General features: G+C 66.6%; 23 protein-coding genes. 8 read left to right on the top strand and 15 right to left on the bottom strand.

Translation table 11 applies throughout. The annotated features are described in order from the left end of the window. Positions 1-4 precede the first annotated feature (4 nt). From JQ633_RS15050 to hslV, 3 genes are read right to left on the bottom strand one after another with little or no spacing between them, the layout of a single operon-like run. Positions 5-601, bottom strand: coding sequence for a DUF2585 domain-containing protein (locus JQ633_RS15050; protein ID WP_211985818.1), 597 nt, complete (start codon positions 599-601; stop codon positions 5-7). Next, positions 598-1,083 carry a GNAT family N-acetyltransferase gene (locus JQ633_RS15045; protein ID WP_211985817.1) on the bottom strand — a complete coding sequence of 162 codons (486 nt, stop codon included), beginning with the start codon at positions 1,081-1,083 and terminating at the stop codon, positions 598-600. Before JQ633_RS15045 ends, JQ633_RS15050 begins: the two co-directional genes overlap by 4 nt. A 2-nt stretch (positions 1,084-1,085) precedes the next feature. Further along, complete coding sequence (gene hslV / locus JQ633_RS15040) at positions 1,086-1,643, bottom strand: ATP-dependent protease subunit HslV (RefSeq protein WP_211985816.1); 558 nt, start codon at positions 1,641-1,643, stop codon at positions 1,086-1,088. Positions 1,644-1,812: 169 nt separating this feature from the next. On the opposite strand from hslV, the gene hisB reads away from it, so the two are divergent. The 7 genes from hisB to coaA all read left to right on the top strand — a co-directional run bounded on the left by hisB (position 1,813) and on the right by coaA (position 6,583). Further along, positions 1,813-2,406, top strand: a complete 594-nt coding sequence (gene hisB, locus JQ633_RS15035; protein ID WP_211985815.1) for an imidazoleglycerol-phosphate dehydratase HisB — start codon at positions 1,813-1,815, stop codon at positions 2,404-2,406. A 27-nt stretch (positions 2,407-2,433) separates the two neighbouring features. After that, positions 2,434-2,964, top strand: coding sequence for a DUF2628 domain-containing protein (locus JQ633_RS15030; RefSeq protein WP_211985814.1), 531 nt, complete (start codon positions 2,434-2,436; stop codon positions 2,962-2,964). Then, positions 2,961-3,611, top strand: coding sequence for an imidazole glycerol phosphate synthase subunit HisH (hisH, locus tag JQ633_RS15025; protein ID WP_211985813.1), 651 nt, complete (start codon positions 2,961-2,963; stop codon positions 3,609-3,611). The genes JQ633_RS15030 and hisH overlap by 4 nt, the downstream gene beginning before the upstream one ends. Further along, on the top strand, positions 3,608-4,339 hold the full coding sequence (gene hisA, locus JQ633_RS15020; protein ID WP_211985812.1) for a 1-(5-phosphoribosyl)-5-[(5-phosphoribosylamino)methylideneamino]imidazole-4-carboxamide isomerase: 732 nt from the start codon (positions 3,608-3,610) through the stop codon (positions 4,337-4,339). Before hisH ends, hisA begins: the two co-directional genes overlap by 4 nt. Before the next feature lie 9 nt (positions 4,340-4,348). Next, positions 4,349-5,125: an imidazole glycerol phosphate synthase subunit HisF gene (gene hisF, locus JQ633_RS15015; RefSeq protein ID WP_211985811.1), complete on the top strand. Its 777-nt coding sequence runs from the start codon at positions 4,349-4,351 to the stop codon at positions 5,123-5,125. Positions 5,126-5,288: 163 nt separating this feature from the next. Next, entirely contained in the window at positions 5,289-5,612 is a 324-nt protein-coding gene (locus JQ633_RS15010; RefSeq protein ID WP_211985810.1) for a phosphoribosyl-ATP diphosphatase, read from the top strand. Between the two features lie 14 nt (positions 5,613-5,626). Beyond that, positions 5,627-6,583: a type I pantothenate kinase gene (gene coaA, locus JQ633_RS15005; protein ID WP_211985809.1), complete on the top strand. Its 957-nt coding sequence runs from the start codon at positions 5,627-5,629 to the stop codon at positions 6,581-6,583. Positions 6,584-6,828: 245 nt separating this feature from the next. Here the strand turns inward: coaA and JQ633_RS15000 are convergent, their stop codons facing one another. The 7 genes from JQ633_RS15000 to rsmI all read right to left on the bottom strand — a co-directional run bounded on the left by JQ633_RS15000 (position 6,829) and on the right by rsmI (position 14,987). Next, the gene (locus JQ633_RS15000; RefSeq protein ID WP_211985808.1) at positions 6,829-9,081 is read right to left on the bottom strand and encodes a response regulator; all 2,253 of its coding nucleotides are present in this window, start codon (positions 9,079-9,081) and stop codon (positions 6,829-6,831) included. 179 nt (positions 9,082-9,260) lie between these two features. Beyond that, positions 9,261-9,728, bottom strand: a complete 468-nt coding sequence (locus tag JQ633_RS14995; RefSeq protein ID WP_211985807.1) for a hypothetical protein — start codon at positions 9,726-9,728, stop codon at positions 9,261-9,263. A 138-nt stretch (positions 9,729-9,866) separates the two neighbouring features. Further along, on the bottom strand, positions 9,867-11,411 hold the full coding sequence (locus tag JQ633_RS14990) for a YifB family Mg chelatase-like AAA ATPase (RefSeq protein WP_211985806.1): 1,545 nt from the start codon (positions 11,409-11,411) through the stop codon (positions 9,867-9,869). A 107-nt stretch (positions 11,412-11,518) separates the two neighbouring features. Further along, positions 11,519-12,490 carry an MBL fold metallo-hydrolase gene (locus JQ633_RS14985; RefSeq protein ID WP_211985805.1) on the bottom strand — a complete coding sequence of 324 codons (972 nt, stop codon included), beginning with the start codon at positions 12,488-12,490 and terminating at the stop codon, positions 11,519-11,521. Between the two features lie 179 nt (positions 12,491-12,669). Further along, positions 12,670-13,617, bottom strand: a complete 948-nt coding sequence (gene gshB, locus JQ633_RS14980; protein WP_211985804.1) for a glutathione synthase — start codon at positions 13,615-13,617, stop codon at positions 12,670-12,672. Positions 13,618-13,663: 46 nt separating this feature from the next. Next, on the bottom strand, positions 13,664-14,089 hold the full coding sequence (locus tag JQ633_RS14975; RefSeq protein ID WP_433995653.1) for a YraN family protein: 426 nt from the start codon (positions 14,087-14,089) through the stop codon (positions 13,664-13,666). Continuing rightward, a complete protein-coding gene (gene rsmI / locus JQ633_RS14970) occupies positions 14,034-14,987 on the bottom strand; it encodes a 16S rRNA (cytidine(1402)-2'-O)-methyltransferase (protein WP_211985802.1) in 954 nt (317 codons plus the stop codon). The genes JQ633_RS14975 and rsmI overlap by 56 nt, the downstream gene beginning before the upstream one ends. 218 nt (positions 14,988-15,205) lie before the next feature. Between rsmI and JQ633_RS14965 the strand changes: the two genes are divergently transcribed. Further along, positions 15,206-16,417 (top strand): penicillin-binding protein activator, encoded by a 1,212-nt coding sequence (locus JQ633_RS14965; protein ID WP_211985801.1) that lies wholly within the window; start codon positions 15,206-15,208, stop codon positions 16,415-16,417. On the opposite strand, the gene JQ633_RS14960 is transcribed toward JQ633_RS14965, so the two are convergent. The 5 genes from JQ633_RS14960 to rph form a co-directional block, all read right to left on the bottom strand. Then, positions 16,418-17,263 (bottom strand): hypothetical protein, encoded by an 846-nt coding sequence (locus tag JQ633_RS14960; RefSeq protein WP_211985800.1) that lies wholly within the window; start codon positions 17,261-17,263, stop codon positions 16,418-16,420. After that, entirely contained in the window at positions 17,264-18,370 is a 1,107-nt protein-coding gene (locus tag JQ633_RS14955; RefSeq protein ID WP_211985799.1) for an aminotransferase class I/II-fold pyridoxal phosphate-dependent enzyme, read from the bottom strand. It lies immediately after the preceding gene. A 100-nt stretch (positions 18,371-18,470) separates the two neighbouring features. Then, positions 18,471-19,628 carry a radical SAM family heme chaperone HemW gene (hemW, locus tag JQ633_RS14950; protein WP_211985798.1) on the bottom strand — a complete coding sequence of 386 codons (1,158 nt, stop codon included), beginning with the start codon at positions 19,626-19,628 and terminating at the stop codon, positions 18,471-18,473. Beyond that, complete coding sequence (gene rdgB, locus JQ633_RS14945; RefSeq protein WP_211985797.1) at positions 19,615-20,250, bottom strand: RdgB/HAM1 family non-canonical purine NTP pyrophosphatase; 636 nt, start codon at positions 20,248-20,250, stop codon at positions 19,615-19,617. Before rdgB ends, hemW begins: the two co-directional genes overlap by 14 nt. Before the next feature lie 11 nt (positions 20,251-20,261). Then, the gene (gene rph / locus JQ633_RS14940) at positions 20,262-20,975 is read right to left on the bottom strand and encodes a ribonuclease PH (RefSeq protein ID WP_211985796.1); all 714 of its coding nucleotides are present in this window, start codon (positions 20,973-20,975) and stop codon (positions 20,262-20,264) included. Positions 20,976-21,108 lie beyond the last annotated feature (133 nt).

Here is a 21,108-nt window from a genome sequence, read left to right as displayed (position 1 = left end):
GCGCCTAGAGAATAGGCGGCCCGGCCTGCCATTGTTTGATCGCCTCGAACGGGTGGATCAGCATGATGATGTTCAGGGTCAGATTGTCGCGGATGTGGAGCAACAGCATAATTTCGAACAGGACGCCGAGCGCGACCGTTGCCGCGACCGGCAACTTGCGCGCCAGCAGGAAGCCCAGCACCATCGCCAGCGTGTCCGACAACGAGTTGACGATGGTGTCGCCGTAATAATCCAGCGAGATGGTGCCGGCGCGGTAGCGCTCGATGATGAAATTGGAGTTCTCGACCAACTCCCAGGCGCCCTCGATCAGCATCGCCGCGATCAGCCGTCCGGGCCAGGCGAGCCGCGGCAGGGCGAGGAACGTCAGGCCGTAGAACAGCATGCCGTGCAGCACATGCGAGAACGTGTACCAGTCGGCGATGTGCTGCGAATTCTCCGAGCTCTGCACGCTGCCATGCCAGAGCTTGACATAGCCGCAGGCGCAGATCGGCAGGCGGCCCATCATGTAGAGCAGCGAGGCCTGCAGCGCGAGCAGCGCGGCCGCGATCGCGAACCAGTGCCACGCCGAAATGCCCTTGCCCTCGCCATGCAGCAGCGTCATGCGTCGCGCACCATCAGCAGTGCCGTCCCGTCAGGCGTTTCGACCAGGCGCGCGCGTTCGAAGCCGGCCTTCTCGTAAGCCCGGATCGCGCGCGGATTGGCCGGATCGGGATCGGTGACGACACGCGGTGCGCCCTCGGCCAGCCGTGCATCGGCAAAGGCCCGGATCAGGGCCGAGCCGTGGCCGCCTTCGATCATGCCGGGTTCGCCGATGAAGAGATCGATGCCGCGGGTTCCCGCAGGCTGCTCGCCGAAGCCGGAATTCCACGCCGTCAGGCTGTAGCACTGGATGTAGCCCACATCCCTGCCGGCGAATTCGATGATGAACTGGTCCATCGCCGGCTCGTCGAGATCGCCGCTGACGAGGGCATACTGCTCGTCCGGATCGCCCCACCATTCCCGGACATGCGGCAGCGCCAACCAGCGCTTGATCTCCGGCAGGTCGGCTGTCGTCATCGTGCGGAAGCGGTAGGGGCCGGCCATGCTCAGCCGCCGATCGATTCGATCGTCACGTTCCGGTTGGTGTAGACGCAGATATCGGCGGCGATATCGAGCGCCCGGCGCACGATGGTCTCGGCATCCTTGTCGGTGTCGACCAGCGCTCGCGCCGCGGCCAACGCATAATTGCCGCCGGAGCCGATCGCCATCACCCCGGATTCGGGCTCCAGCACGTCGCCGGTGCCGGTCAGCACCAGGGAGACGTCCTTGTCGGCGACGATCATCATCGCCTCCAGCCGGCGCAGATAGCGGTCGGTGCGCCAGTCCTTGGCGAGCTCGACGGCCGCCCGGGTCAATTGCCCCGGATATTGCTCCAGCTTGCTCTCCAGCCGCTCGAACAGGGTGAAGGCGTCGGCGGTGGCGCCGGCAAAGCCGCCGATCACGTCGCCCTTGCCGATCCGGCGGACCTTCTTGGCATTGGCCTTGATCACGGTCTGGCCGATCGAGACCTGCCCGTCGCCGCCGATCACCACCTTGCCGCCCTTGCGGACGGTGCAGATCGTGGTGCCATGCCAGACCGGCAGCTCATTTGGGGATGCTTGCATAGGTTACCTCTCTTCCGGGCAGATTTAGGCGGTCCGGCAGGGGGTTACAATCGGGCCATTTTGGTCACCATGGCGACAAGTTCGGGCTTTTCGGCGTCATCCCGCAGTAGCGAAGGTGACATCCGCCTGTTAAAAGACCGGCGTTTCGGCACGAGAAAGCTCAATTTTCATGCGCACCGCAACCATCAAGCGCAAGACCAAGGAGACCGACATCGAGGTGACGGTCAACCTCGACGGGGCAGGCGTATCCACGGTTTCGACCGGGATCGGCTTCTTCGATCATATGCTCGATCTCCTGGCCCGGCATTCCCGCATCGACATCGCGGTGAAGGCCGACGGCGACCTCCATGTCGATTACCACCACACCACCGAGGACGTCGGCATTGCGCTCGGCCAGGCCGTCAAGCAGGCGCTCGGCAACATGGCCGGCATCACCCGCTATGCCTCGATCCACATGCCGATGGACGAGACGCTGACCCGCATCGTGATCGACATTTCCGGCCGCCCGGTGCTGGTGTTCAAGGCCGACTTCCCGCGCGACAAGATCGGCGAGTTCGACACCGAGCTGGTGCGCGAGTGGTTCAACGCCTTTGCGATGAACGCCGGCGTGACTCTCCACGTCGAGACCCTATATGGCGAGAATAGCCATCATATCGCCGAATCCTGTTTCAAGGGTCTGGCAAGGGCGCTCCGGACGGCTGTCGCGATCGATCCGCGCGCCCAGGGCGAGGTGCCCTCGACCAAGGGTCAGCTCGGCGGTTGACCTTACCTATCCGCGGCGGAGAGTTCGATGCCGATCTACACAGTGCATGCCCCGACGGGGAACGGTGCCGATCTTGCGGCGACCGACAAGTTCACCTTCGTGCGCGACGGCTTCCATTTCTGGGCCGCGCTCGCGGGCGTGATCTGGCTCGCCTGGAACCGGCTCTGGCTGGCGCTGATCGGCTGGCTCGTCCTCACCTTTGTAATTGATTTCGCCCTCGCCAAGCTCGGCGTCGCCCGCGGCGCGATCCTGCTGGTCGACCTGGTGCTGATGCTGCTGCTCGGCTTCGAGGCGGCGAGCCTGCAGCGCTGGACGCTTTCGCGGCGCAAATGGCGCCAGCTCGATATCGTCGTGGCCGACGACGAGGAGGCCGCCGAGCGCCGCTTCTTCGATCGCTGGACGGCGCGGCATCGCGGCGTCGTCAATAATCAGGGATCGGTCGATCGCGGCGCGCCGCCGCCGACCCGGAACGTTCAGGGCCAGCCGTTCTCAAAGGCCCCGCCGCTGCCGCAAGGCGGCATTATCGGATTGTTTCCAGAGCCAGGAGGATCGCGATGAGTGTTGCAATCATCGATTACGGCTCCGGCAATCTGCATTCGGCGGCCAAGGCTTTCGAGCGCGCTGCGCGCAGCATGGAGGATCCGCAAGCCATCAAGGTGACGCGCGATCCCGACGCGGTGTACCGCGCCGATCGCATCGTGCTCCCCGGTGTCGGCGCCTTCGCCGATTGCCGCCGCGGCGTCGACGCGGTGGACGGCATGCTGGAGGCGCTCACCGAGGCGGTGCGCGTCAAGGCGCGGCCGTTCTTCGGCATCTGCGTCGGCATGCAGCTGATGGCGACGCGCGGCAAGGAACATGTCACGACCGAGGGCTTCGACTGGATCGCCGGCGATGTCGAGAAGATCGTGCCGCGTGACGAGAACCTGAAGGTCCCGCACATGGGCTGGAACACGCTGGATCCGATCCGCGAGCATCCGGTGCTGGAGCGGCTGCCGCTCGGGCCGAAGGGCCGTCACGCCTATTTCGTGCACTCCTATCACCTCAATGCCGCCAACGAGGCGGACGTGCTGGCGCGCGCCGACTATGGCGGGCCGGTGACCGCGATCGTCGGCAAGGACACCGCTGTTGGCACCCAGTTTCACCCCGAGAAGAGCCAGCGCTTCGGCCTCGCTTTGATCTCGAATTTCTTGAAGTGGAAGCCGTGATTCTCTTTCCAGCGGTTGATCTGAAGAACGGCCAGTGCGTGCGCCTGGAGCAGGGCGACATGGCGCGCGCCACCGTGTTCAATCTCGATCCGGCGGCGCAGGCCCGCGCCTTCGCCGCGCAGGGTTTCGAATATCTCCATGTCGTCGATCTCGACGGCGCGTTCGCCGGCAAGCCGATGAACGCGCAGGCGGTCGAGGCGATGCTGCAGGCCGTCAAGATGCCGGTGCAGCTCGGCGGCGGCATCCGCGATCTCAAGACCATCGAGGCCTGGCTCGACAAGGGCATCACCCGCGTGATCATCGGCACCGCGGCGGTGCGCGATCCTGACCTCGTGAAGGGTGCGGCTAAGAAATTCCCCGGCCGCGTCGCGGTCGGATTAGATGCGCGCGACGGCAATGTCGCGGTCGAGGGCTGGGCCGAGACCTCGCACGTCACCGCGCTCGAGATCGCCCAGCGCTTCGAGGATGCCGGCGTTGCCGCGATCATCTTCACCGACATCGCCCGCGACGGCCTGCTCAAGGGCCTCAACCTCGATGCCACCATCGCGCTCGCCGACCGCATCTCGATCCCGGTGATCGCCTCCGGCGGCTTCGCCTCGATCGACGACGTCAAGGCGCTGCTGGAGCCGCGTGCCAGGAAGCTTGCCGGCGCCATCGTCGGCCGCGCGCTCTATGACGGACGGCTCGATCCGGCCGCGGCGCTCAAGCTGATCCGTACGGCGGCCTAGGGAGGGGACATGTTCAAGGTTCGCGTGATTCCCTGTCTCGACGTCAAGGACGGGCGCGTGGTCAAGGGTGTCAACTTCGTCGACCTGCGCGATGCCGGCGATCCGGTCGAGGCCGCGATCGCCTATGACGCGGCCGGCGCCGACGAGCTCACTTTCCTCGACATCACCGCCACCCATGAGAACCGCGGCATCATCCTTGACGTGGTGCGGCGGACCGCGGAGGCCTGCTTCATGCCGCTGACCGTCGGCGGCGGTGTCCGCACCGTCGACGACATCAAGACGCTGCTGCGCTCCGGCGCCGACAAGGTCTCGATCAACTCCGCCGCCGTCAGCCGTCGCGAGTTCGTGAAGGAAGCGGCCGAGAAATTCGGCGAGCAATGCATCGTTGTGGCGATCGACGCCAAGCGGGTCAAGCGTCCGGGCGGCTCGGACCGCTGGGAGATCTTCACCCATGGCGGACGTAATGCCACCGGGATCGACGCCATCGAATACGCCCAGGAGGTCGTCGCGCTCGGCGCCGGCGAGATCCTGCTGACCTCGATGGACCGCGACGGCACCAGGCAGGGCTTCGACCTGCCGCTGACCCGGGCGATCGCGGACAGTGTTCCCGTACCGGTCATCGCCTCCGGCGGCGTCGGCAATCTCGACCATCTGGTCGATGGCGTCCGCGAGGGTCATGCCACCGGCGTGCTGGCCGCCTCGATCTTCCACTTCGGGGAATTCACCATCCGCCAGGCCAAGGATCACATGGTGCGCGCCGGGCTGCCGATGCGTATCGATCCGTAGCGCATGATCCGACCGGGACGACCGCGTTGGCGCGGGGCGGGACCGGTCTTCGGGAGAAATCATGCGCAATCAGAGATATGGGACTCCTTGTGACAGAAATGCTAAATTCCCCCCTTGGGGCGGCACCGGGACGGGTGCCGGCGTTCGTGTATGAGTTGAGTTGATGTCGCGTTTCACGGTCCACGATCTGGCCGCCACCATCGATGCTCGCGCCGCATCGGGCGGTGAGACGTCCTACACCCGCAAGCTGCTCGACAAGGGCGCGGAGCATTGCGCCAAGAAGCTGGGCGAGGAAGCGGTCGAGACGGTGATCGCCGCGGTCGAGAATGATCGCGAGCACCTCATCGCAGAGAGCGCCGATCTCGTTTTTCACCTGCTGGTTCTTCTGAAGTCACGTGGTGTGAAGCTGGAGGATGTCGAGGCGGCGCTGGAGAAGCGCACCGTGATGTCCGGACTGGAAGAGAAGGCGTCGCGCAAGCGCGATTGATCAAGGGGCGTCGCATGGATATCCGGGCACCAGATCAGCAATACAATCCGTACCGCATCTACACGCGCCAGCAATGGGCGCATCTGCGCGACGACACGCCGATGACGCTGGAGCCGGGCGAGTTCGACCGCCTGCGCTCGATGCACGACCGCCTCGATTTGCAGGAGGTCGAGGACATCTATCTCCCGTTGTCGCGCCTGCTCTCGATCTATGTCGATGCGACGCAGCGGCTGTATTATTCGCAGCGCCAGTTTCTCAACATCCGCGACCGCAAGATGCCCTACATCGTCGGCGTCGCGGGTTCGGTCGCAGTCGGCAAGTCGACCACGGCACGCGTGCTGCAGGCGATGCTGGCGCGCTGGTCGCCGCGTCCCAAGGTCGACCTGATCACGACGGACGGATTCCTGTTTCCGAATGCCGTGCTCGAGCGGCAGGGCATCATGCAGAAGAAGGGCTTTCCGGAAAGCTACGACCTGCCGACGCTGCTGTCGTTCCTCAGCGACATCAAGGCGGGACGGCGTCACGTGCGCGCGCCGGTCTACTCGCATCTGACCTACGACATCGTGCCCAACAAATGGGTCGAGATCGACCAGCCCGACATCCTGATCGTCGAGGGCGTCAACGTGCTGCAGGCCGGCCGGTTGCCGCGCGACGGCAAGGCGGTGCCGTTCGTCTCCGACTTCTTCGACTTCTCGGTCTATATCGACGCCGATGAGGCCGTGCTGCGGCAGTGGTACATCAAGCGCTTCCTGACATTGCGCGACACCGCGTTCACCGATCCGAGATCCTACTTCCACCGCTACGCGCCGCTGTCCGACGAGGAAGCCACCGCAACCGCGATCGCGATCTGGGAGCGCACCAACCTCGCCAATCTCGAAGACAACATCCTGCCGACCCGGCCGCGCGCGACGCTGATCCTGAAGAAGGGCCCCGACCACGTCGTCCAGTCGGTGGCGCTGCGGCGGCTGTAGCCGGACCGCTCGACGGACCCCATAACAGGTGTCGTCCCCGCGTGTGTGGCACATCGCCCGCCACACAACGCGGTGTCATCACCCGGCTTGACCGGGTGATCCAGTATTCCAGAGGCGGCAGTGCTTGAGCCGATGAGCCGCGGCGTACTGGATCGCCCGGTCGAGCCGGGCGATGACAGTTGTGGGTGCGGCGCAGCTTCGGTGAGAGGTCCGGCCTTCGCCGGGACGATAGCGAAACTGCCGCGCTACGCCGCGATATGCCTTGCCGCGGCAAGGCCCGTCAGCGCCTCTTCCAGCTTTTCGCGGTCGAGCGGCTTGATCAGGAAGCCGTCCATGCCGGCTTCGAAGCAGGCGTAGCGGTCCTCGACCAGCGTGTTGGCGGTCAGCGCCAGGATCGGGGTGCGGCGGCCGGGCTGGCCGGCTTCGTGGCCGCGGATGCGCTTGGTGGTCTCGATGCCGTTGAGGCGCGGCATCTGGATGTCCATCAGCACGAGATCGTAGGGCGTGCCGGCCGATCGCGCCGACAGCCAGGATTCCATCGCCTGCTCGCCGTCGGTGGTGACCACCGCGTTGTGGCCGAGCCGACTGAGCAGCGAGCGCATCAACAGCGCGTTGATCTCGTTGTCTTCGGCGACCAGAATCGAGAGCCCCTTGTCCGGCGCCGCGACGGCCGACGCCGCGGCGGGCGCGGGCTCGCCGATCGCGTCGATGGCAAGGCTCGGCGCGGCGACTTCGGGTGAGGCGATCAGCCGCGCGGCAAGCGAGATCGCGCGCAGCGGCTTGACCAGGTAGCCGGTGAAGCCGGAGTTCACGGAGGCCAGCAACTCCTGCCGCGTCGCCGGCGTGAACATCACGATGCGATGAACCGCATGGGTGCGGGCGGCGTCGGCAAGCGTCTCCATCGCAGCGGTGCCGAGCGCGTGGTCGATCAGCACCGCGTGCCAGCCGCGCTCCGGCAGCAGTGCCGCGGCGACCTCGGCATCGGACACGATGCTGGTCTGCGCGCCCCAGCGCTGCAGCCGCCGCGCGATCAGCGAGACCTCGATGCTGTGCGGCGCGGCCAGCATGATCGATTGCTCGGACAAATCGGGTGCCGCGAAGCCGTTGGCCTCGCCGGTGTCGGCCGCAGCCAGCGGGATCGACACTTCGAAGGTTGAGCCGGCGCCCGGCGTGCTCGCCAGCGCGATGCGGCCGCCCATTCGCTTGACGATGCGGTCGCTGATCGAAAGGCCGAGGCCGGTGCCGCCATAGTTGCGGGCGATCCGCTCGTCGGCCTGCTCGAACTCGCGGAAGATCCGCTGCTGCGCTTCCGGCGCGATGCCGATGCCGGTGTCGCGGACCAGGAAGCTGATCTCGTTGGGCCAGATGCCGGGCTCGACGATCAGGGCGACGCCACCGGTCGTGGTGAACTTGATGGCGTTGCCGGCGAGATTGAGCAGCACCTGGCGCAGCCGCGCGGCGTCGCCGATCACCTGCATCGGCAGCTGTTCGTCGATATAGGCGGCGATCTCGATGCCCTTGGCCTGGGCGCGCGGCGCCAGCAGTTCGGTGATGTCCTCGACCAGGCCCGACAGCGCGAAGGCGCGATGCTCGAGGTCGATCTTGCCGGCTTCGATCTTGGAATAGTCGAGCAGCTCCTCGATCAGCGCCAGCAGCGCATCGCCCGAGGTCTTGACCGCCTTGACATAGGTGGTCTGCTCCGGCGTCAGCTGGGTGTCCATCAACAGCCCGCTCATGCCGATGATGCCGTTCAGCGGCGTGCGGATCTCGTGGCTGGCCATCGCGAGGAAGCGTGATTTGGCACGGTTGGCGGCGTCGGCCTGATCGCGTGCGTCGGTCAGCGCCCGCTCGCTCTCGGTGCGATCGGTGACGTCGCGGCCGACGCATTGCACCTCGGCCGCCTCGACGGCGTCGTTGCGCACCAGGCCCTCGCGCCAGGCGATCCAGCGCGGGCCGAGCGGCCCGTCGATCTTCTGGTCGTAGACGCGGGTGCCGTTGGCTTCGAGCGCAACGGCGCCCTGTTCGAGCACCCGCAGCGTGACGGCGCTGCCGACCAGCTCGCTGCGTGGCGTTTGCGCCAGCTCGCAATAGGCGTCGTTGGCGTAGGTGATGCGGCCGCTCTCGTCGCGCAGCACGATCAGATCGCCCTGTGCCTCGAACAGGCTGCTGGCGCGCTGCTGGGCTTCCTGCAGTTCCCAGTTGCGGTCGGCCATCGCTTCATTGTGGGTGGCGATGGTGCGCAGCTTGCGACGCAGCAGCCGCATCCGGATGCCGAGCGTCACGATCCAGAGGCAGGCGAGCGCGAACAGGAAGCTGACCCCGATCGCGAATGTGTTGGGGTTGTAGCCGCTCTTGTCCGAGAGCGCGGCCGTGATGAAGCCGAACGCGCCGCCGAAGGTGGCGGACAGGATCATGAAGGAACGGATGATCGTCGCGATCCAGGAATGGCGCCGCATGAACCGGCGCAGGCGCAACTTGATCCGGAAGAAACGCCCCATCAATCGTGACCCCGAGATAGCCTGATCCGATGCTGACGATGCGTCGGCCACCTTGCAAAGTGCTTGAGGCAGGCGGCGTTTTTGCGCTGCCTTGCGAACAGGGTTAGCGAAAGGTTAATCGCGGAGCATGATGATCCGGAAAAGTGCGAAGTGGTTTTCCGAACAAGATCATGCTCGATCTAGAGCGACGCGGCCTCGACGCGGCGATGGCCACCGCGGGCGCTGACGATCAGGGCCGCGGCATCGCGGATCGAGAAGGTCTTGGACTGCACGAAGACGCGATAGTCGGACGGGCCGTCATGCGAGAGGTAGATCACGGGGTCACTGGCCGACCGGTCGCTGGAGATCGCGATCAGCTGCGGCACGGTGTTGCTCTCGCAGGCGCCGGCCTCGGCATCGTCGACGTCGTCGATCACGGTGAAGTCGGCGGCTTCGACGCTGTCGGCGATCTGGACCCGGACCGTGGCGAGGCGCGGATCGTCGGTGAAGCTGACATGCAGCTGCGCGAACCAGGGGATCGACGCGATCTGCAGCGCGGCGCCGCCGACCTCGATGCAGGGCCGGGCGCCGGGCAGGAATTCGACGCGGGCAAACACGGCTGCCACGGCGAGCGGGACCACCGAGGCCAGAATCTTGAAACGCAACATGACACCACTCGCTCACCCAAGCCTGCGCGGATCGCGTGGCTTATGGTTTGCGGAGCGTAAATGAGAGTGGTTACCGTCGCGTTGACGCGGAAATAATTCCGCAGCGAGCGCGGGCTCGCACCGCCAAAACACGTTGTATCAGGCAGCGCGGCGCAGATCGTCGGCCAATGCACGATAGGACAGCGCTTCCGCGAGATGCAGTCGGCCGATCGTCTCGGCGCCGTCGAGATCGGCCAGCGTGCGCGCCACCCGCAGCACGCGGTGATAGCCGCGCGCGGTGAGGCGCATGTTGTCGGCGGCCTCGCGCAGCAGCTTCTGCCCTTGTGCGTCAGGCTGCGCGATGGTTTCGAGCAGCGCGCTCGGCGCTTCGGCATTGGTGCGGACATGCGGCATGCCGGCGGCCGCATAGCGCGCAAGCTGGATGTCGCGCGCCGCGGCGACGCGGGCAGCGACCTCGGCCGATCCCTCCGCCGGCGGCGGCAGGATCAGATCCGCCGCGGTCACGGCCGGCACTTCGATCCGCAGGTCAATGCGATCCATCAGTGGACCGGAGATCCGCATCTGGTAGTCCGACGTGCAGCGGTCGAGCCGGCCGCGCTTGCAGGAATAGCCGGGCTCGTAGGCATGGCCGCAGCGACACGGGTTCATCGCCGCGACCAGCATGAAGCGCGCCGGATAGGTGACGCGATGGTTGGCGCGCGACACCGAGACTTCGCCGTTCTCCAGCGGCTGGCGCAGCGAATCCAGCACACGCGGATCGAACTCGGGCAGCTCGTCGAGGAACAGCACGCCCTGATGCGCGAGCGAGATCTCGCCGGGCTTGGCCCGCATGCCGCCGCCGGTCAGCGCCGCCATGCTGGCGGAATGATGCGGGCTGCGGAACGGGCGCCGCGCCGTCAGCGCGCCGTCGCGGATCTCGCCGGCGACGGAAGCGATCATCGAGACTTCCAGCAGTTCCGACGGCGACAGCGGCGGCAGGATCGAGGGCAGCCGCGCCGCCAGCATCGATTTGCCGGCGCCGGGCGAGCCGATCATCAAGAGGTGATGGCCGCCGGCGGCCGCGATCTCGAGCGCGCGTTTGGCGCTCTCCTGGCCCTTGATGTCGCGCAGATCGAGCAGCGCGTCCGCGCGCTCGCCCTCGTGCACCTTCGGCTGCGGCCGCGAGAGCACCTGCGTCCCCTTGAAGTGGTTGGCGATCTGGATCAGCGAGTTCGCGGCGATGATCTGGATGTCCGGGCTGGCCCACGCCGCCTCGGAGCCGCAGGCCGCCGGGCAGATCAGTCCCTCCTCGCGCGAATTGGCGCCGATCGCGGCGGGCAGGACGCCGGCCACCGGCGCGATCGAGCCGTCGAGCCCGAGCTCGCCGAGCACGGTGAAACCATTGAGGGCATCCGGCGGGATCGCCCCGATCGCCGCCATCAGGCCGAGCGCGATCGGCAGGTCGTAATGGCTGCCCTCCTTGGGCAGGTCGGCAGGCGCGAGATTGACCGTGATGCGGCGCGCCGGCAGCGCCAGTCCGGAAGCGATCAGCGCCGAGCGCACCCGCTCGCGCGCCTCGGACACCGCCTTGTCCGGCAGGCCGACGATGGCAAAGGCCGGCAGGCCCGGCGCGACCTGCACTTGCACGTCAACCGCGCGGGCCTCGATCCCCTCGAAAGCGACGGTGGAAACCCGCTGAACCATGCTACCCCTGTCTTCCGCCACCCAAGGTAGCGGAACGGGGCGCTCTGCGCAAGAACATTACAGGAACATTCGAGAGCGACCTGCGCCGCTCTCGAAAGGGATCCGCCTTACAGCGTCATCTGCATCGGCTCGGGATAATAGTGGAAGCCCTCGCCGGCCTTGGCGACGTGGCCGTAGCCGGGCCAGGCGAAGTGATAGGACATCACCGCCGTCTTGTTGGCCGCCAGCATCTCCAGCAGCTTCACCCGCGACGCCGCCGCCTGCTTCGGATCGGTGTCGTAGGAGAATTCCATTCGGGGACGCTCGAGCAGCAGCACCGCGTGATGCGAGAGGTCGCCGAGGAAAGCGAAGGATTTTCCACCCGAGCTCACCATGAAGATGGTGTGGCCGACGGTGTGGCCGGGCGCCGCGATCGCCTGCACGCCGGGCAGGAATTCCTGGCCGTCCTTGAAGAACACCAGCCGGTCGCGCACCGGCAGCAGGTTCTTGCGGGCGTGCACGATGAAGTCCTTCAGCGGGCTGCCCATCTTGCCTTCGTCGGTCCAGAACTCGAAGTCGCTTTGCGCGATGTAGTACTGCGCGTTGGGGAACAGCGGCTTGTTGTTGTTATCGACGATGCCGCCGATGTGGTCGATATGGGCGTGCGACAGCACCACCGCGTCGATGTCCTCCGGCTTGATGCCGGCTTCCTGCATGCTCTTCTGCTGCCGGCCGGTGGTCGGGCCGAACGCCTGCGAGGTGCCCATGCCGGTGTCGAACAGGATCAGCTTGTCGCCGGTGTTGACGATCGGCGAGTTCTGCTCGAGCACGACATTGTCCGGGTTGAGGAAGTTGTCGGCCAGCATCTTCTTGACCTCCTCCTTCGGCACGCCGGTGAAGGTCCCGGAGGGATCGCCGAGCGGCAGCGGGCCATCGGACACCACGGTGACCTCGGCGGTGCCGAGCATGAAGCGGTGCCAGTAGGGCGTCTGCGTGCCGAGCTTTGGAGCGCGGGCCACGGCGGTGCCGCCGAGCACGGTGCTGGCGCCGAGACCGGCACCGAGTGCGAGCAGGGATCGTCGTGAGACATTGAGCGTCATACGTCTTCCTCCACTTTCTTTATGAGATTTTTCGTGTTGCCTCCGGCAGCCCGCCGCTTGGCCTGACGCAGGCAACGGAATGCTGCGCTCGCCCGCGCAAGCTGGCAAGAAGAATAAGAAGAACGCAGCAGATTGAAATCTATCTAGGATGCAACCGCTATATGCGCCGCAACCAGAGGCTATTTCGCGGCGCGCTTCGCCTCGATCACATCCCAGACCTTCGCCGCGACATCGGGGCCGTTGAGTCGCTGGATCGCGCGGATGCCGGTCGGCGACGTCACGTTGATCTCGGTGAGGTTGCCGTCGATCACGTCGATGCCGACGAACAACAGGCCGCGCTCGCGCAGCGCAGGGCCGACCGTGGCGCAGATTTCACGCTCGCGCTCCGACAGCTCGGTCGCCGCGGCGGCGCCGCCGCGCACCATGTTGGAGCGCAAATCGTCCGCGGCCGGCACGCGGTTGACCGCGCCGGCGAATTCACCGTCGACCAGGATGATGCGCTTGTCGCCGTGCTTGACCTCGGGGAGGAAGCGCTGGATCACCCACGGCTCCTTGAAGGTGACCGAGAACATGTCGAACAGCGAGCCGAAATTCATGTCCTGCGGCATCACGCGGAACACCGCGGCGCCGCCATGGCCGTGCAGCGGCTTCATGACGACGGCGCCGTGCTGATCGCGGAACGCGTTGATCTCGTCGAGGTCGCGTGAGATGAGCGTCGGCGGCATCAGATGCGGGAAGTTCATCACGAACAGCTTTTCCGGCGCGTTGCGCACGCTGGCCGGATTGTTCACCACCAGCGTCTTCGGATGGATGCGCTCGAGGAAATGGGTCGAGGTGATGTAGGCGAGGTCGAACGGCGGGTCCTGCCGTAGCAGCACGACGTCATAGCCGTTGAGCGCCTCGCGCTTCGGCTCGCCCAAGGTGAAGTGATTTCCGGGCTCGTCGCGCACGGTCAGCAGCTGCACCGGCGCCACCAGATCCTCGCCGACCAGCGACAGCTTGTCGGGCGTGTAATAGGAAATGCCGTGGCCGCGCTTCTGCGCCTCGAGCAGCAGCGCAAAGGTGGAATCGCCGCGGATGTTGATGCGCGCGATCGGGTCCATCTGGACGGCGATTTTCAGTTTCATGAGGCGTGTCCCGCGAGGTCTGGAGGTCGTTTTGAGATCTGAAGTACTAAGGGCTTGCGTCGAATGCCGCTAACAGATGGCGCGGCAGGCTCTTCGGCGCAATCAGCACGGCATCGAATCTGAGATCAAATTCCGCATGTTCGGGATGCGCCATCAGCCAGGCCTGCGCGGCATTGATGATGCGCTGCTGCTGGCGCGGCGTCACCGCATAGGCGGCGTCATCGAGGCTGGCGCGCGCCTTGACCTCGACGAAGACGACCAGATTGCGCCGGCGCGCCACCAGATCGATCTCGCCATAGGGCGTGCGGAAGCGCTTGGCGAGGATGCGATAGCCCTTGGCGATCAAGAGCGCTGCGGCGCGGCTCTCGGCCGAGATGCCGGTGCGGAAGGCGGCGACCCGTTCCGGAGAGGCGCTGTCAGTCTTCGCCATCGCCGTCCCCAATGCCTTTGGCGAGTTCGAGCGCGCGGGCATAGACCTCGCGGCGCGGCCGGCCCGACAGCTCGACCGCATGCGCCACGGCGTCCTTGACGCTGCCGCGCGCCAGCTGAGCGCGCAACAGATCGTCCAGCGTGTCCTGATCCATCACGCCGGCATCGTCCGGCGGCGGTCCGACGACGAGCACGAACTCGCCGCGCGTTTCGAGCGAATCGGCGGCGGCGGCCAGCTCGGCGAGCGGCGCGCGCTTGATGTCCTCGTGCAGCTTGGTCAGCTCGCGGCAGATCGCGGCATGGCGTCCGCCCATGGTCGCGGCGAGATCGCGCAAGCTCTCCTGCACGCGATTGCCGGATTCGAACATCACCAGCGTCGCATCGTTCCTGGCGAGTTCGCCGAGCCGCGCGCGGCGCGCGTGCTCCTTGGCCGGCAAAAACCCTTCGAAGAAGAACCGGTCGGTCGGCAGCGCCGCGACCGACAGCGCGGTCAGCACCGATGACGCCCCGGGCACCGCGATCACCCGGTGGCCGGCGGCACAGACCTCGCGCACCAGCTTGAAGCCGGGATCCGAGATCAGCGGCGTGCCGGCGTCCGACACCAGCGCGATCGACGCGCCATGCGCCAGCCGCTCCAGCAGCTTCGGCCGGGCCTGCGCAGCGTTGTGCTCATGATAGGGCACCAGCTCGGCGGCGATGGCGTAACGCTCGGTCAGCCGGCGCGTGATCCTGGTGTCCTCGCAGGCGATCACATCGACCCCGGCCAATGTCTCCAGCGCGCGCAGCGTGATGTCGCCGAGATTGCCGATCGGGGTCGCCACCAGATGCAGTCCCCGTGACGCCTTTGGCGCCGCCAGTACCTGGCCGCCGATCGAAAAGGTTCGGCTGGAAGAATCCGCGGTGGCTTCGGCCGATGGCAGGGAGCTAGCTTTTGGGCGCATGATGCCAATCTAGAGGGACGGCAGTGCCAGCGCCACACCGGCAAATGGGTCGGTACGGGATTGCCGGCAGTGGAAATGTCAGCCCGGCGACGGGCGCCGCGTGGCCATAATCCTTTTGTTTTGGTTAACTATTCGCCGACAATATGCCCAAATCCACCCGCCTGATCAGGCCGGAATGGAATCCTGGCCGATCACGGTCGGTCACGAGAAGAGAGACGATGGAAGGCCCGCATCATCGCAAGCCCCTAACGTCGGGCACCACCCGGCGGACCGCGCTCGGCTTGATCGTGGGCGCGCCGCTGCTGTCGGCGTGCTCCGGCGTCCAGCAGAGCCTGAGCCAGTTTTCCAGCCCGTTCGGTGAAAAGGAGGCGGGACCCGCCGGTCCGCAGCAGCAGCCGCAATCGGTCGGCACCGGACAGGTCAAGGTCGGGCTGATCCTGCCGCTGTCGGCGGCCGGCAACGCCGGCCTCGCCGCGCAGTCGATGCGCAACGCCGCCGAAATGGCGCTGGCCGAGTTCCAGAACCCGAACATCCAGCTCCTGATCAAGGACGACAGCGGCAGCGCGCAGGGTGCCGGGCAGGGAACCCAGCAGGCGCTGGCCGAAGGCGCGGAAATCATCCTCGGGCCGTTGTTCGCCGGCTCGGTGCCGGCTGCCGCGCAACTGACGCGGCCGCGCGGAACCTCGGTGATCGCGTTCTCCACCGATTCCAGCGTCGCCGGACGCGGGGTCTATCTGCTGAGCTTCCTGCCGGAATCCGACATCAACCGGATCGTCGATTACTCGTCGAGCATCGGAAAGCGCTCGTTCGCGGCGCTGGTGCCTGACAATGCCTATGGCAACGTGGTCGAGGCCGCGTTCAAGCAGGCAGTCGGCCGCAAGAACGGCCGCATCGTCGCGTTCGAGAAATACGGCGCCGATCGCGCGACGCCCGCGCGCACGGTGGCGCAGGCGCTCGGCCAGGCCGACGCGCTGCTGTTGGCCGATGACGGCGATTCGGTGGTGGCGACCGCGGATGCGCTGACCGCCGCCGGCTCCAATTTGCGCAACATCCAGCTGCTCGGCACCGGGCTGTGGGACAATCCGCGCGTGCTCGCGAGCCCGGTTCTGCAGGGCGGCCTCTATGCGGCGCCCGATCCGGCCGGCTTCCGCGCTTTCGCCGGCCGCTACCGCACCAAGTTCGGCGGCGAGCCGGTGCGTACCGCAACGCTCGCCTATGATGCGGTCGCGCTGATGGCGGCGCTGGCGCGCACGCAAGGCGCGCAACGCTTCACGGCGGAGACGCTGACCAATCCATCCGGCTTTGCCGGCATCGACGGCCTGTTCCGCTTCCGCGCCGACGGCACCAACGAGCGCGGGCTCGCGGTGATGAAGGTAGCGACCGGCGGCGCCACCGCGGTGGCCGGCTCGCCGAAGAGCTTTGGCGCGTAGCTATTCAGCCTTCGTTGCCGAGGCGAACTCGGCCTCGTAGCGGCGCCGGTTGCTCCAGTAAATGTTGGCGAACAGCGCGGCTTCCTGACGCCACGGGATGTGGTCGTCGCCATCCTGCAGGGCCTGCGCCTCGATCCATTCGGCGTGTTCCTTGATGGCGTCGGAGCGATCGCCTTGCAGCGCGCGAATCTGGAAATCGAACATGTGGCGCTCGATCTCGGGATAGCGATCGTACCAGCAGGTCGACCATTGCCGGTTCTGCAGGGCGAAGCGCCGAATCCAGCGCTCGGTCAGGTCCATCTCGTGCTCGGGCTTCGAGAACATCACGTCGCGCCGGGCTTCCTGCAGCGTCTCGATCGCAACCGGCTTGTTCTTGCGCCACAGTGTCTGCATCGCGGGATCATCAAGGTAACGGTCGGCGTAGATCGGATGCGGGAAGGCGATCTCGCGCAGATGCGGCAGCTCGAAATAGACGCGGATCTCCGAGCACACGCTGGCCTTCAGCTCGTTGTCCTCCATCTTGCGATGGAAGGCGTCGAAGCCAATGCCCGGGAAATACGGCATGAAGGCCGCGTGGAACATCTCGTGCAGGCGGTAGAGGTCCTCGATCGCCGGATTGTCATAGGTCCGGTTCATCGTGACGCCCCACCACGAGCAGAAATGCGCGCGTTCGAGCCGGTCGTCGGTGCTGTCGCAAAACAGCCGCGGCAGGCCGGCGAACTGCTCGACGATGTCGTGAATGAAGCCGCCATCGGCATGCGAGGCGCGGATCGGGGCGCTGCGCCAGAGGCCGAGCACGTGGCGATGAACGTCCTGCGCGCTGGTCAGGATAACCGGGTTCTTCAATCAAGCGTCTCCCGTTGCCGCGATCGGTCCGGCGGTCCCGATCATTTCGGCCATCGCCGGCGTCAGGCACAGCCGCAGCGGGGCATCGGTGTCGCCGGCCGGCCGGCGCAGGAAGTCGGCGAGGTCACGATCGGTCGTCGCATCTTGCTTCGCCAGTGCCAGCACGCTGACGTCGCTCGGCACCAGTGCGAGACCGAGGCGGCGGCCGATCTGCATCGCGGCCTCGCGTTGGATAGGCCTGTAGCGCCGCGGCAGATCGAACACGTCGTGGCGTTCGAGCAGCGCCGTGCCGAGCTGCAGCGAGGTCAGGTTCTTGAACCATTGATTGCCGAACAGCGTCGGCATCGCCTTGCGGCACAACAGCCCGCCGATGCGGTCGTAATAGACGCCGAACGGTTTTGACAGGCTGAAGGCGAGCGCCAGCACGGCCGGACTGTTGGCCGCGATGCGCGCGGGCGGGGGCTCGGCGATGGAGCCGACATAGGTGACGTCGAGCAGCATGCGCGGCCGCTCGCTTGCTGCCGCGAGCAGGGCGAGGAAATCGTTAGCGTGCGGCCAGACATTACCGTCGATCGCCGACGGCTGGCTCAGGCAGAACAGCGCGTTCGCAGGCAGCGCGCGGCCAACCGCCTGCCAGTCGGCGCGCGCGTGCTCGATCACGGCGATGCCGCAGGCTTCGGCATAGGCCTTGTAGCCTTCATACTCGCCGGCGAAGACATGGACTTCAGGTTCGAATGTCTCGCTGCGCGCGCGATTGCCGTAGGCGGCGATGACGTGAAACAGCGCTTCGCTGCCGCCGGCAGTCGGGTAGCGCCATCGATAGCCGACCGTGTCGATCGCGATGACAGGTGCGGCCCACGCGGTCCAGCGTTCGATGAACGCCTCATGCGAGGCGAACTGCTTGCCGGTCCAGGCGTCGCGGAATTGCTCGAGATGATGGCGGCGCGCGGCGTCCGGCCCGTTGATCGCGTTGCCGAGAATGGCGTGCTTGGCCGCTTCGGTCTCGGGCGTGACCAGCGCATAGACGGTCTTGCTTGCGCCGGCGTCCTTGACGCGGCGGTCAAGCGCGGGATCATGGATCGGTGGGATGACGGGCCGGTCGTTCATGATCGTCACTCGGTGCATGCGGGACGCAAGCGAACGAGAACCGATACCATAGAACCGTACGCAGAGAGCGAACTCACCGCCGGTTGGCTTACCAATCGATTTACGCGGCGAGGTCCGCCACCACGGCGTCGAGCACCGGGAAGCCCGACTTGGTCACGCGCAGCCTCCCGTCGACGTCGACCGTGATCGCGCCTTCCTCGCGCAGCGTGGCGATGCGGTGCGGATCAAGCTTGCGTCCGGCAAGCTTCGCATAGCGGGCGGGATCGATGCCCTCGGCGAGCCGCAGCCCCATCAGCAGGAATTCGTCGGCGCGCTCCTCGCTGTTGAGGTTGTCATCGGTGACGACACCGTGACCGCGCTCCTCGACGTTCAGCAGCCACGCCTCTGGCCGCCGCTCGGTCGCGGTCGCATGCCTGACGCCGTCGATGTCGAGCCGGCCATGCGCGCCCGGGCCGATGCCGGCATATTCTTGGCCGCGCCAGTAGACCAGATTGTGCCGGCACTCGGCGCCGGCGCGGGCGTGGTTGGAGATCTCGTACGCGGGCAAGCCTTCGCGGGCGCAGACTTCCTGCGTCACGTCGTAGAGTGCGCGCGCGGTCGCTTCATCCGGCGTCTGCAGCTTGCCGGCGGCGTGCAGCCCGAAGAACGGCGTGCCTTCCTCGATCGTGAGCTGATAGAGCGACAGATGCTCGGCTGCTTCCGAGATCGCCTGCTTCAACTCAGCGGCCCACATCTGCGGCGTCTGGTCGGGGCGCGCATAGATCAGGTCGAACGAGTAGCGGTCGAATGCGCCGCGCGCGATCGCAACCGCCTCCATCGCCTCGCGCGCCGTGTGCAGCCGCCCGAGCGCCTTCAGCGAGGCATCGTCCAGCGCCTGCACGCCGAGCGAGACGCGGTTGACGCCGGCAGTGCGATAGCCGCGGAACCGTGTCGCCTCGACGCTGGTCGGATTGGCCTCGAGCGTGACCTCGACGTCAGGCGCGACCGACCAATACTTGCCGATCGCATCCAGCACCGCGCCGACGGTCTGCGGCTGCATCAGCGAGGGCGTGCCGCCGCCGAGGAAGATCGAGGAGACCTCGCGCCCCGGCACGCGCGCCGCGGTGGTCTCGATCTCGCGGGTGAAGGCGCGCACGAACCGCGCCTCGTCGATCGGCGCATGCCGCACATGGCTGTTGAAGTCGCAATACGGGCATTTCGACAGGCAGAACGGCCAGTGCACGTAGACGCCGAAGGCTTCTCGTTCAGCGCGGCTCAAGGCAGATCTCCGCGAGCTTCACGAAGGCGCGGGCGCGATGCGACAGGCCGAGCCCGAGCGGCGGCAGGCCGTGCTTCTCGATGCTTGTCATCTCGCCGAAGGTCCGCGTGTGTCCGTCGGGCAGGAAGGCTGGATCGTAACCGAAGCCGGCGGTGCCGCGCGGCGGCCACACCAGGGTTCCATCGACCTTGGCTTCGACCTCTTCGAGGTGACCGTCCGGCCATGCCACGCACAGCGCGGAGACGAAATGCGCCTTGCGCTTGTCGGGGGTGGTGGCGCCGCGCTCCTGCAGCAGGCGCTCGATCCGCGTCATCGCCGCCAGGAAGTCCTTGCTGTCGCCGGCCCAGCGCGCCGAATAGATGCCGGGCGCGCCGTCGAGCGCATCGACCACGAGGCCGGAATCGTCGGCAAAGGCCGGCAATCCCGCGGCCTTGGCGGCCGCGATCGCCTTGATCGCGGCGTTGGCGCGAAAGGTCTCGCCGGTCTCCTCGGGCTCGGGAAGATCGAGCTCGCCGGCCGACACCGCCTCCACGCCGTGCGGCGCCAGCAGTTCCCGCATCTCGGCGAGCTTGCCGGGATTATGGGTGGCGATGATCAGCCTTCCGGTGATTCGGCGATGCATGTCCAATGTGTCTACGCCACCGCGATCTTTTGCAAGTCGACCAGACGCGCGACACCTTTGCGCGCCAGCGCCATCAGCTCCAGGAATTGGTCCTGCGTGAACGGCGTCTTCTCGGCGGTGCCCTGCACCTCGATGATGCGGCCGTCGCCGGTCATCACGAAATTGGCGTCGGTGTCGGCCTCGGAGTCCTCGGCATAATCGAGATCGAGCACCGGCGTGCCCTGGTAGATGCCGCAGGAGATCGCCGCCACATTGTCGCGCAATACGTTGGTCTTCAGCATGTTGCGGGTCTTCATCCAGGTGATGCAGTCGGCGAGCGCGACCCAGGCGCCGGTGATCGAGGCCGTGCGGGTGCCGCCATCGGCCTGGATCACGTCGCAATCGATGGTGATCTGGCGCTCGCCGAGCGCTTCCAGATCGATCGCCGCGCGCAGCGAACGGCCGATCAGCCGCTGGATCTCGACGGTACGTCCGCCCTGCTTGCCGGCCGAGGCCTCGCGGCGGGTGCGTTCCAGGGTGGCGCGCGGCAGCATGCCGTATTCGGCGGTGACCCAGCCGCGGCCTTGGCCCTTCAGCCACGGCGGCAGCCGTTCCTCCAGCGTCGCGGTCACCAGCACATGGGTGTCGCCGAATCTCACCATGCAGGAACCCTCGGCATATTTGACGACGCCGCGTTCCAGTGTGACGGGACGCAGTTCATCGGGTGCACGGCGGCTTGGCCGCATGGGAATCCTCCAAAAATCAGCGAGATGGCTGGCCGTGCTTGTAGGAGGGGGAACGGGCAGCGGCAAGGGTTTTCGGCCCGCTATCCGGGCACCGAATGCATGCTTGTCACCGGCCTGCCGGATCGACACATTA

This window comes from Bradyrhizobium tropiciagri, assembly GCF_018130505.1.
Lineage (GTDB): Bacteria > Pseudomonadota > Alphaproteobacteria > Rhizobiales > Xanthobacteraceae > Bradyrhizobium > Bradyrhizobium tropiciagri_B.
The sequence above is the reverse complement of the archived record's forward strand: the minus strand, read 5'-3'. Positions and strand labels throughout refer to the sequence as shown.

What these genes read in the sequence shown, in the direction of transcription:
- rsmI (WP_211985802.1), bottom strand. Translation starts at nt 14,987, where the DNA reads ATGCGCCCAAAAGCTAGCTCCCTGCCATCGGCCGAAGCCACCGCGGAT.
- JQ633_RS15045 (WP_211985817.1), bottom strand. Translation starts at nt 1,083, where the DNA reads ATGGCCGGCCCCTACCGCTTCCGCACGATGACGACAGCCGACCTGCCG.
- rph (WP_211985796.1), bottom strand. Translation starts at nt 20,975, where the DNA reads ATGCGGCCAAGCCGCCGTGCACCCGATGAACTGCGTCCCGTCACACTG.
- JQ633_RS14965 (WP_211985801.1), top strand. Translation starts at nt 15,206, where the DNA reads ATGGAAGGCCCGCATCATCGCAAGCCCCTAACGTCGGGCACCACCCGG.
- coaA (WP_211985809.1), top strand. Translation starts at nt 5,627, where the DNA reads ATGGATATCCGGGCACCAGATCAGCAATACAATCCGTACCGCATCTAC.
- JQ633_RS15010 (WP_211985810.1), top strand. Translation starts at nt 5,289, where the DNA reads ATGTCGCGTTTCACGGTCCACGATCTGGCCGCCACCATCGATGCTCGC.
- hisF (WP_211985811.1), top strand. Translation starts at nt 4,349, where the DNA reads ATGTTCAAGGTTCGCGTGATTCCCTGTCTCGACGTCAAGGACGGGCGC.
- JQ633_RS14990 (WP_211985806.1), bottom strand. Translation starts at nt 11,411, where the DNA reads ATGGTTCAGCGGGTTTCCACCGTCGCTTTCGAGGGGATCGAGGCCCGC.
- hisB (WP_211985815.1), top strand. Translation starts at nt 1,813, where the DNA reads ATGCGCACCGCAACCATCAAGCGCAAGACCAAGGAGACCGACATCGAG.
- rdgB (WP_211985797.1), bottom strand. Translation starts at nt 20,250, where the DNA reads ATGCATCGCCGAATCACCGGAAGGCTGATCATCGCCACCCATAATCCC.
- JQ633_RS14955 (WP_211985799.1), bottom strand. Translation starts at nt 18,370, where the DNA reads ATGAACGACCGGCCCGTCATCCCACCGATCCATGATCCCGCGCTTGAC.
- JQ633_RS15030 (WP_211985814.1), top strand. Translation starts at nt 2,434, where the DNA reads ATGCCGATCTACACAGTGCATGCCCCGACGGGGAACGGTGCCGATCTT.
- JQ633_RS15000 (WP_211985808.1), bottom strand. Translation starts at nt 9,081, where the DNA reads ATGGGGCGTTTCTTCCGGATCAAGTTGCGCCTGCGCCGGTTCATGCGG.
- JQ633_RS15050 (WP_211985818.1), bottom strand. Translation starts at nt 601, where the DNA reads ATGACGCTGCTGCATGGCGAGGGCAAGGGCATTTCGGCGTGGCACTGG.
- hisH (WP_211985813.1), top strand. Translation starts at nt 2,961, where the DNA reads ATGAGTGTTGCAATCATCGATTACGGCTCCGGCAATCTGCATTCGGCG.
- JQ633_RS14985 (WP_211985805.1), bottom strand. Translation starts at nt 12,490, where the DNA reads ATGACGCTCAATGTCTCACGACGATCCCTGCTCGCACTCGGTGCCGGT.
- JQ633_RS14975 (WP_433995653.1), bottom strand. Translation starts at nt 14,089, where the DNA reads ATGCCCGCGCGCTCGAACTCGCCAAAGGCATTGGGGACGGCGATGGCG.
- hslV (WP_211985816.1), bottom strand. Translation starts at nt 1,643, where the DNA reads ATGCAAGCATCCCCAAATGAGCTGCCGGTCTGGCATGGCACCACGATC.
- JQ633_RS14995 (WP_211985807.1), bottom strand. Translation starts at nt 9,728, where the DNA reads ATGTTGCGTTTCAAGATTCTGGCCTCGGTGGTCCCGCTCGCCGTGGCA.
- gshB (WP_211985804.1), bottom strand. Translation starts at nt 13,617, where the DNA reads ATGAAACTGAAAATCGCCGTCCAGATGGACCCGATCGCGCGCATCAAC.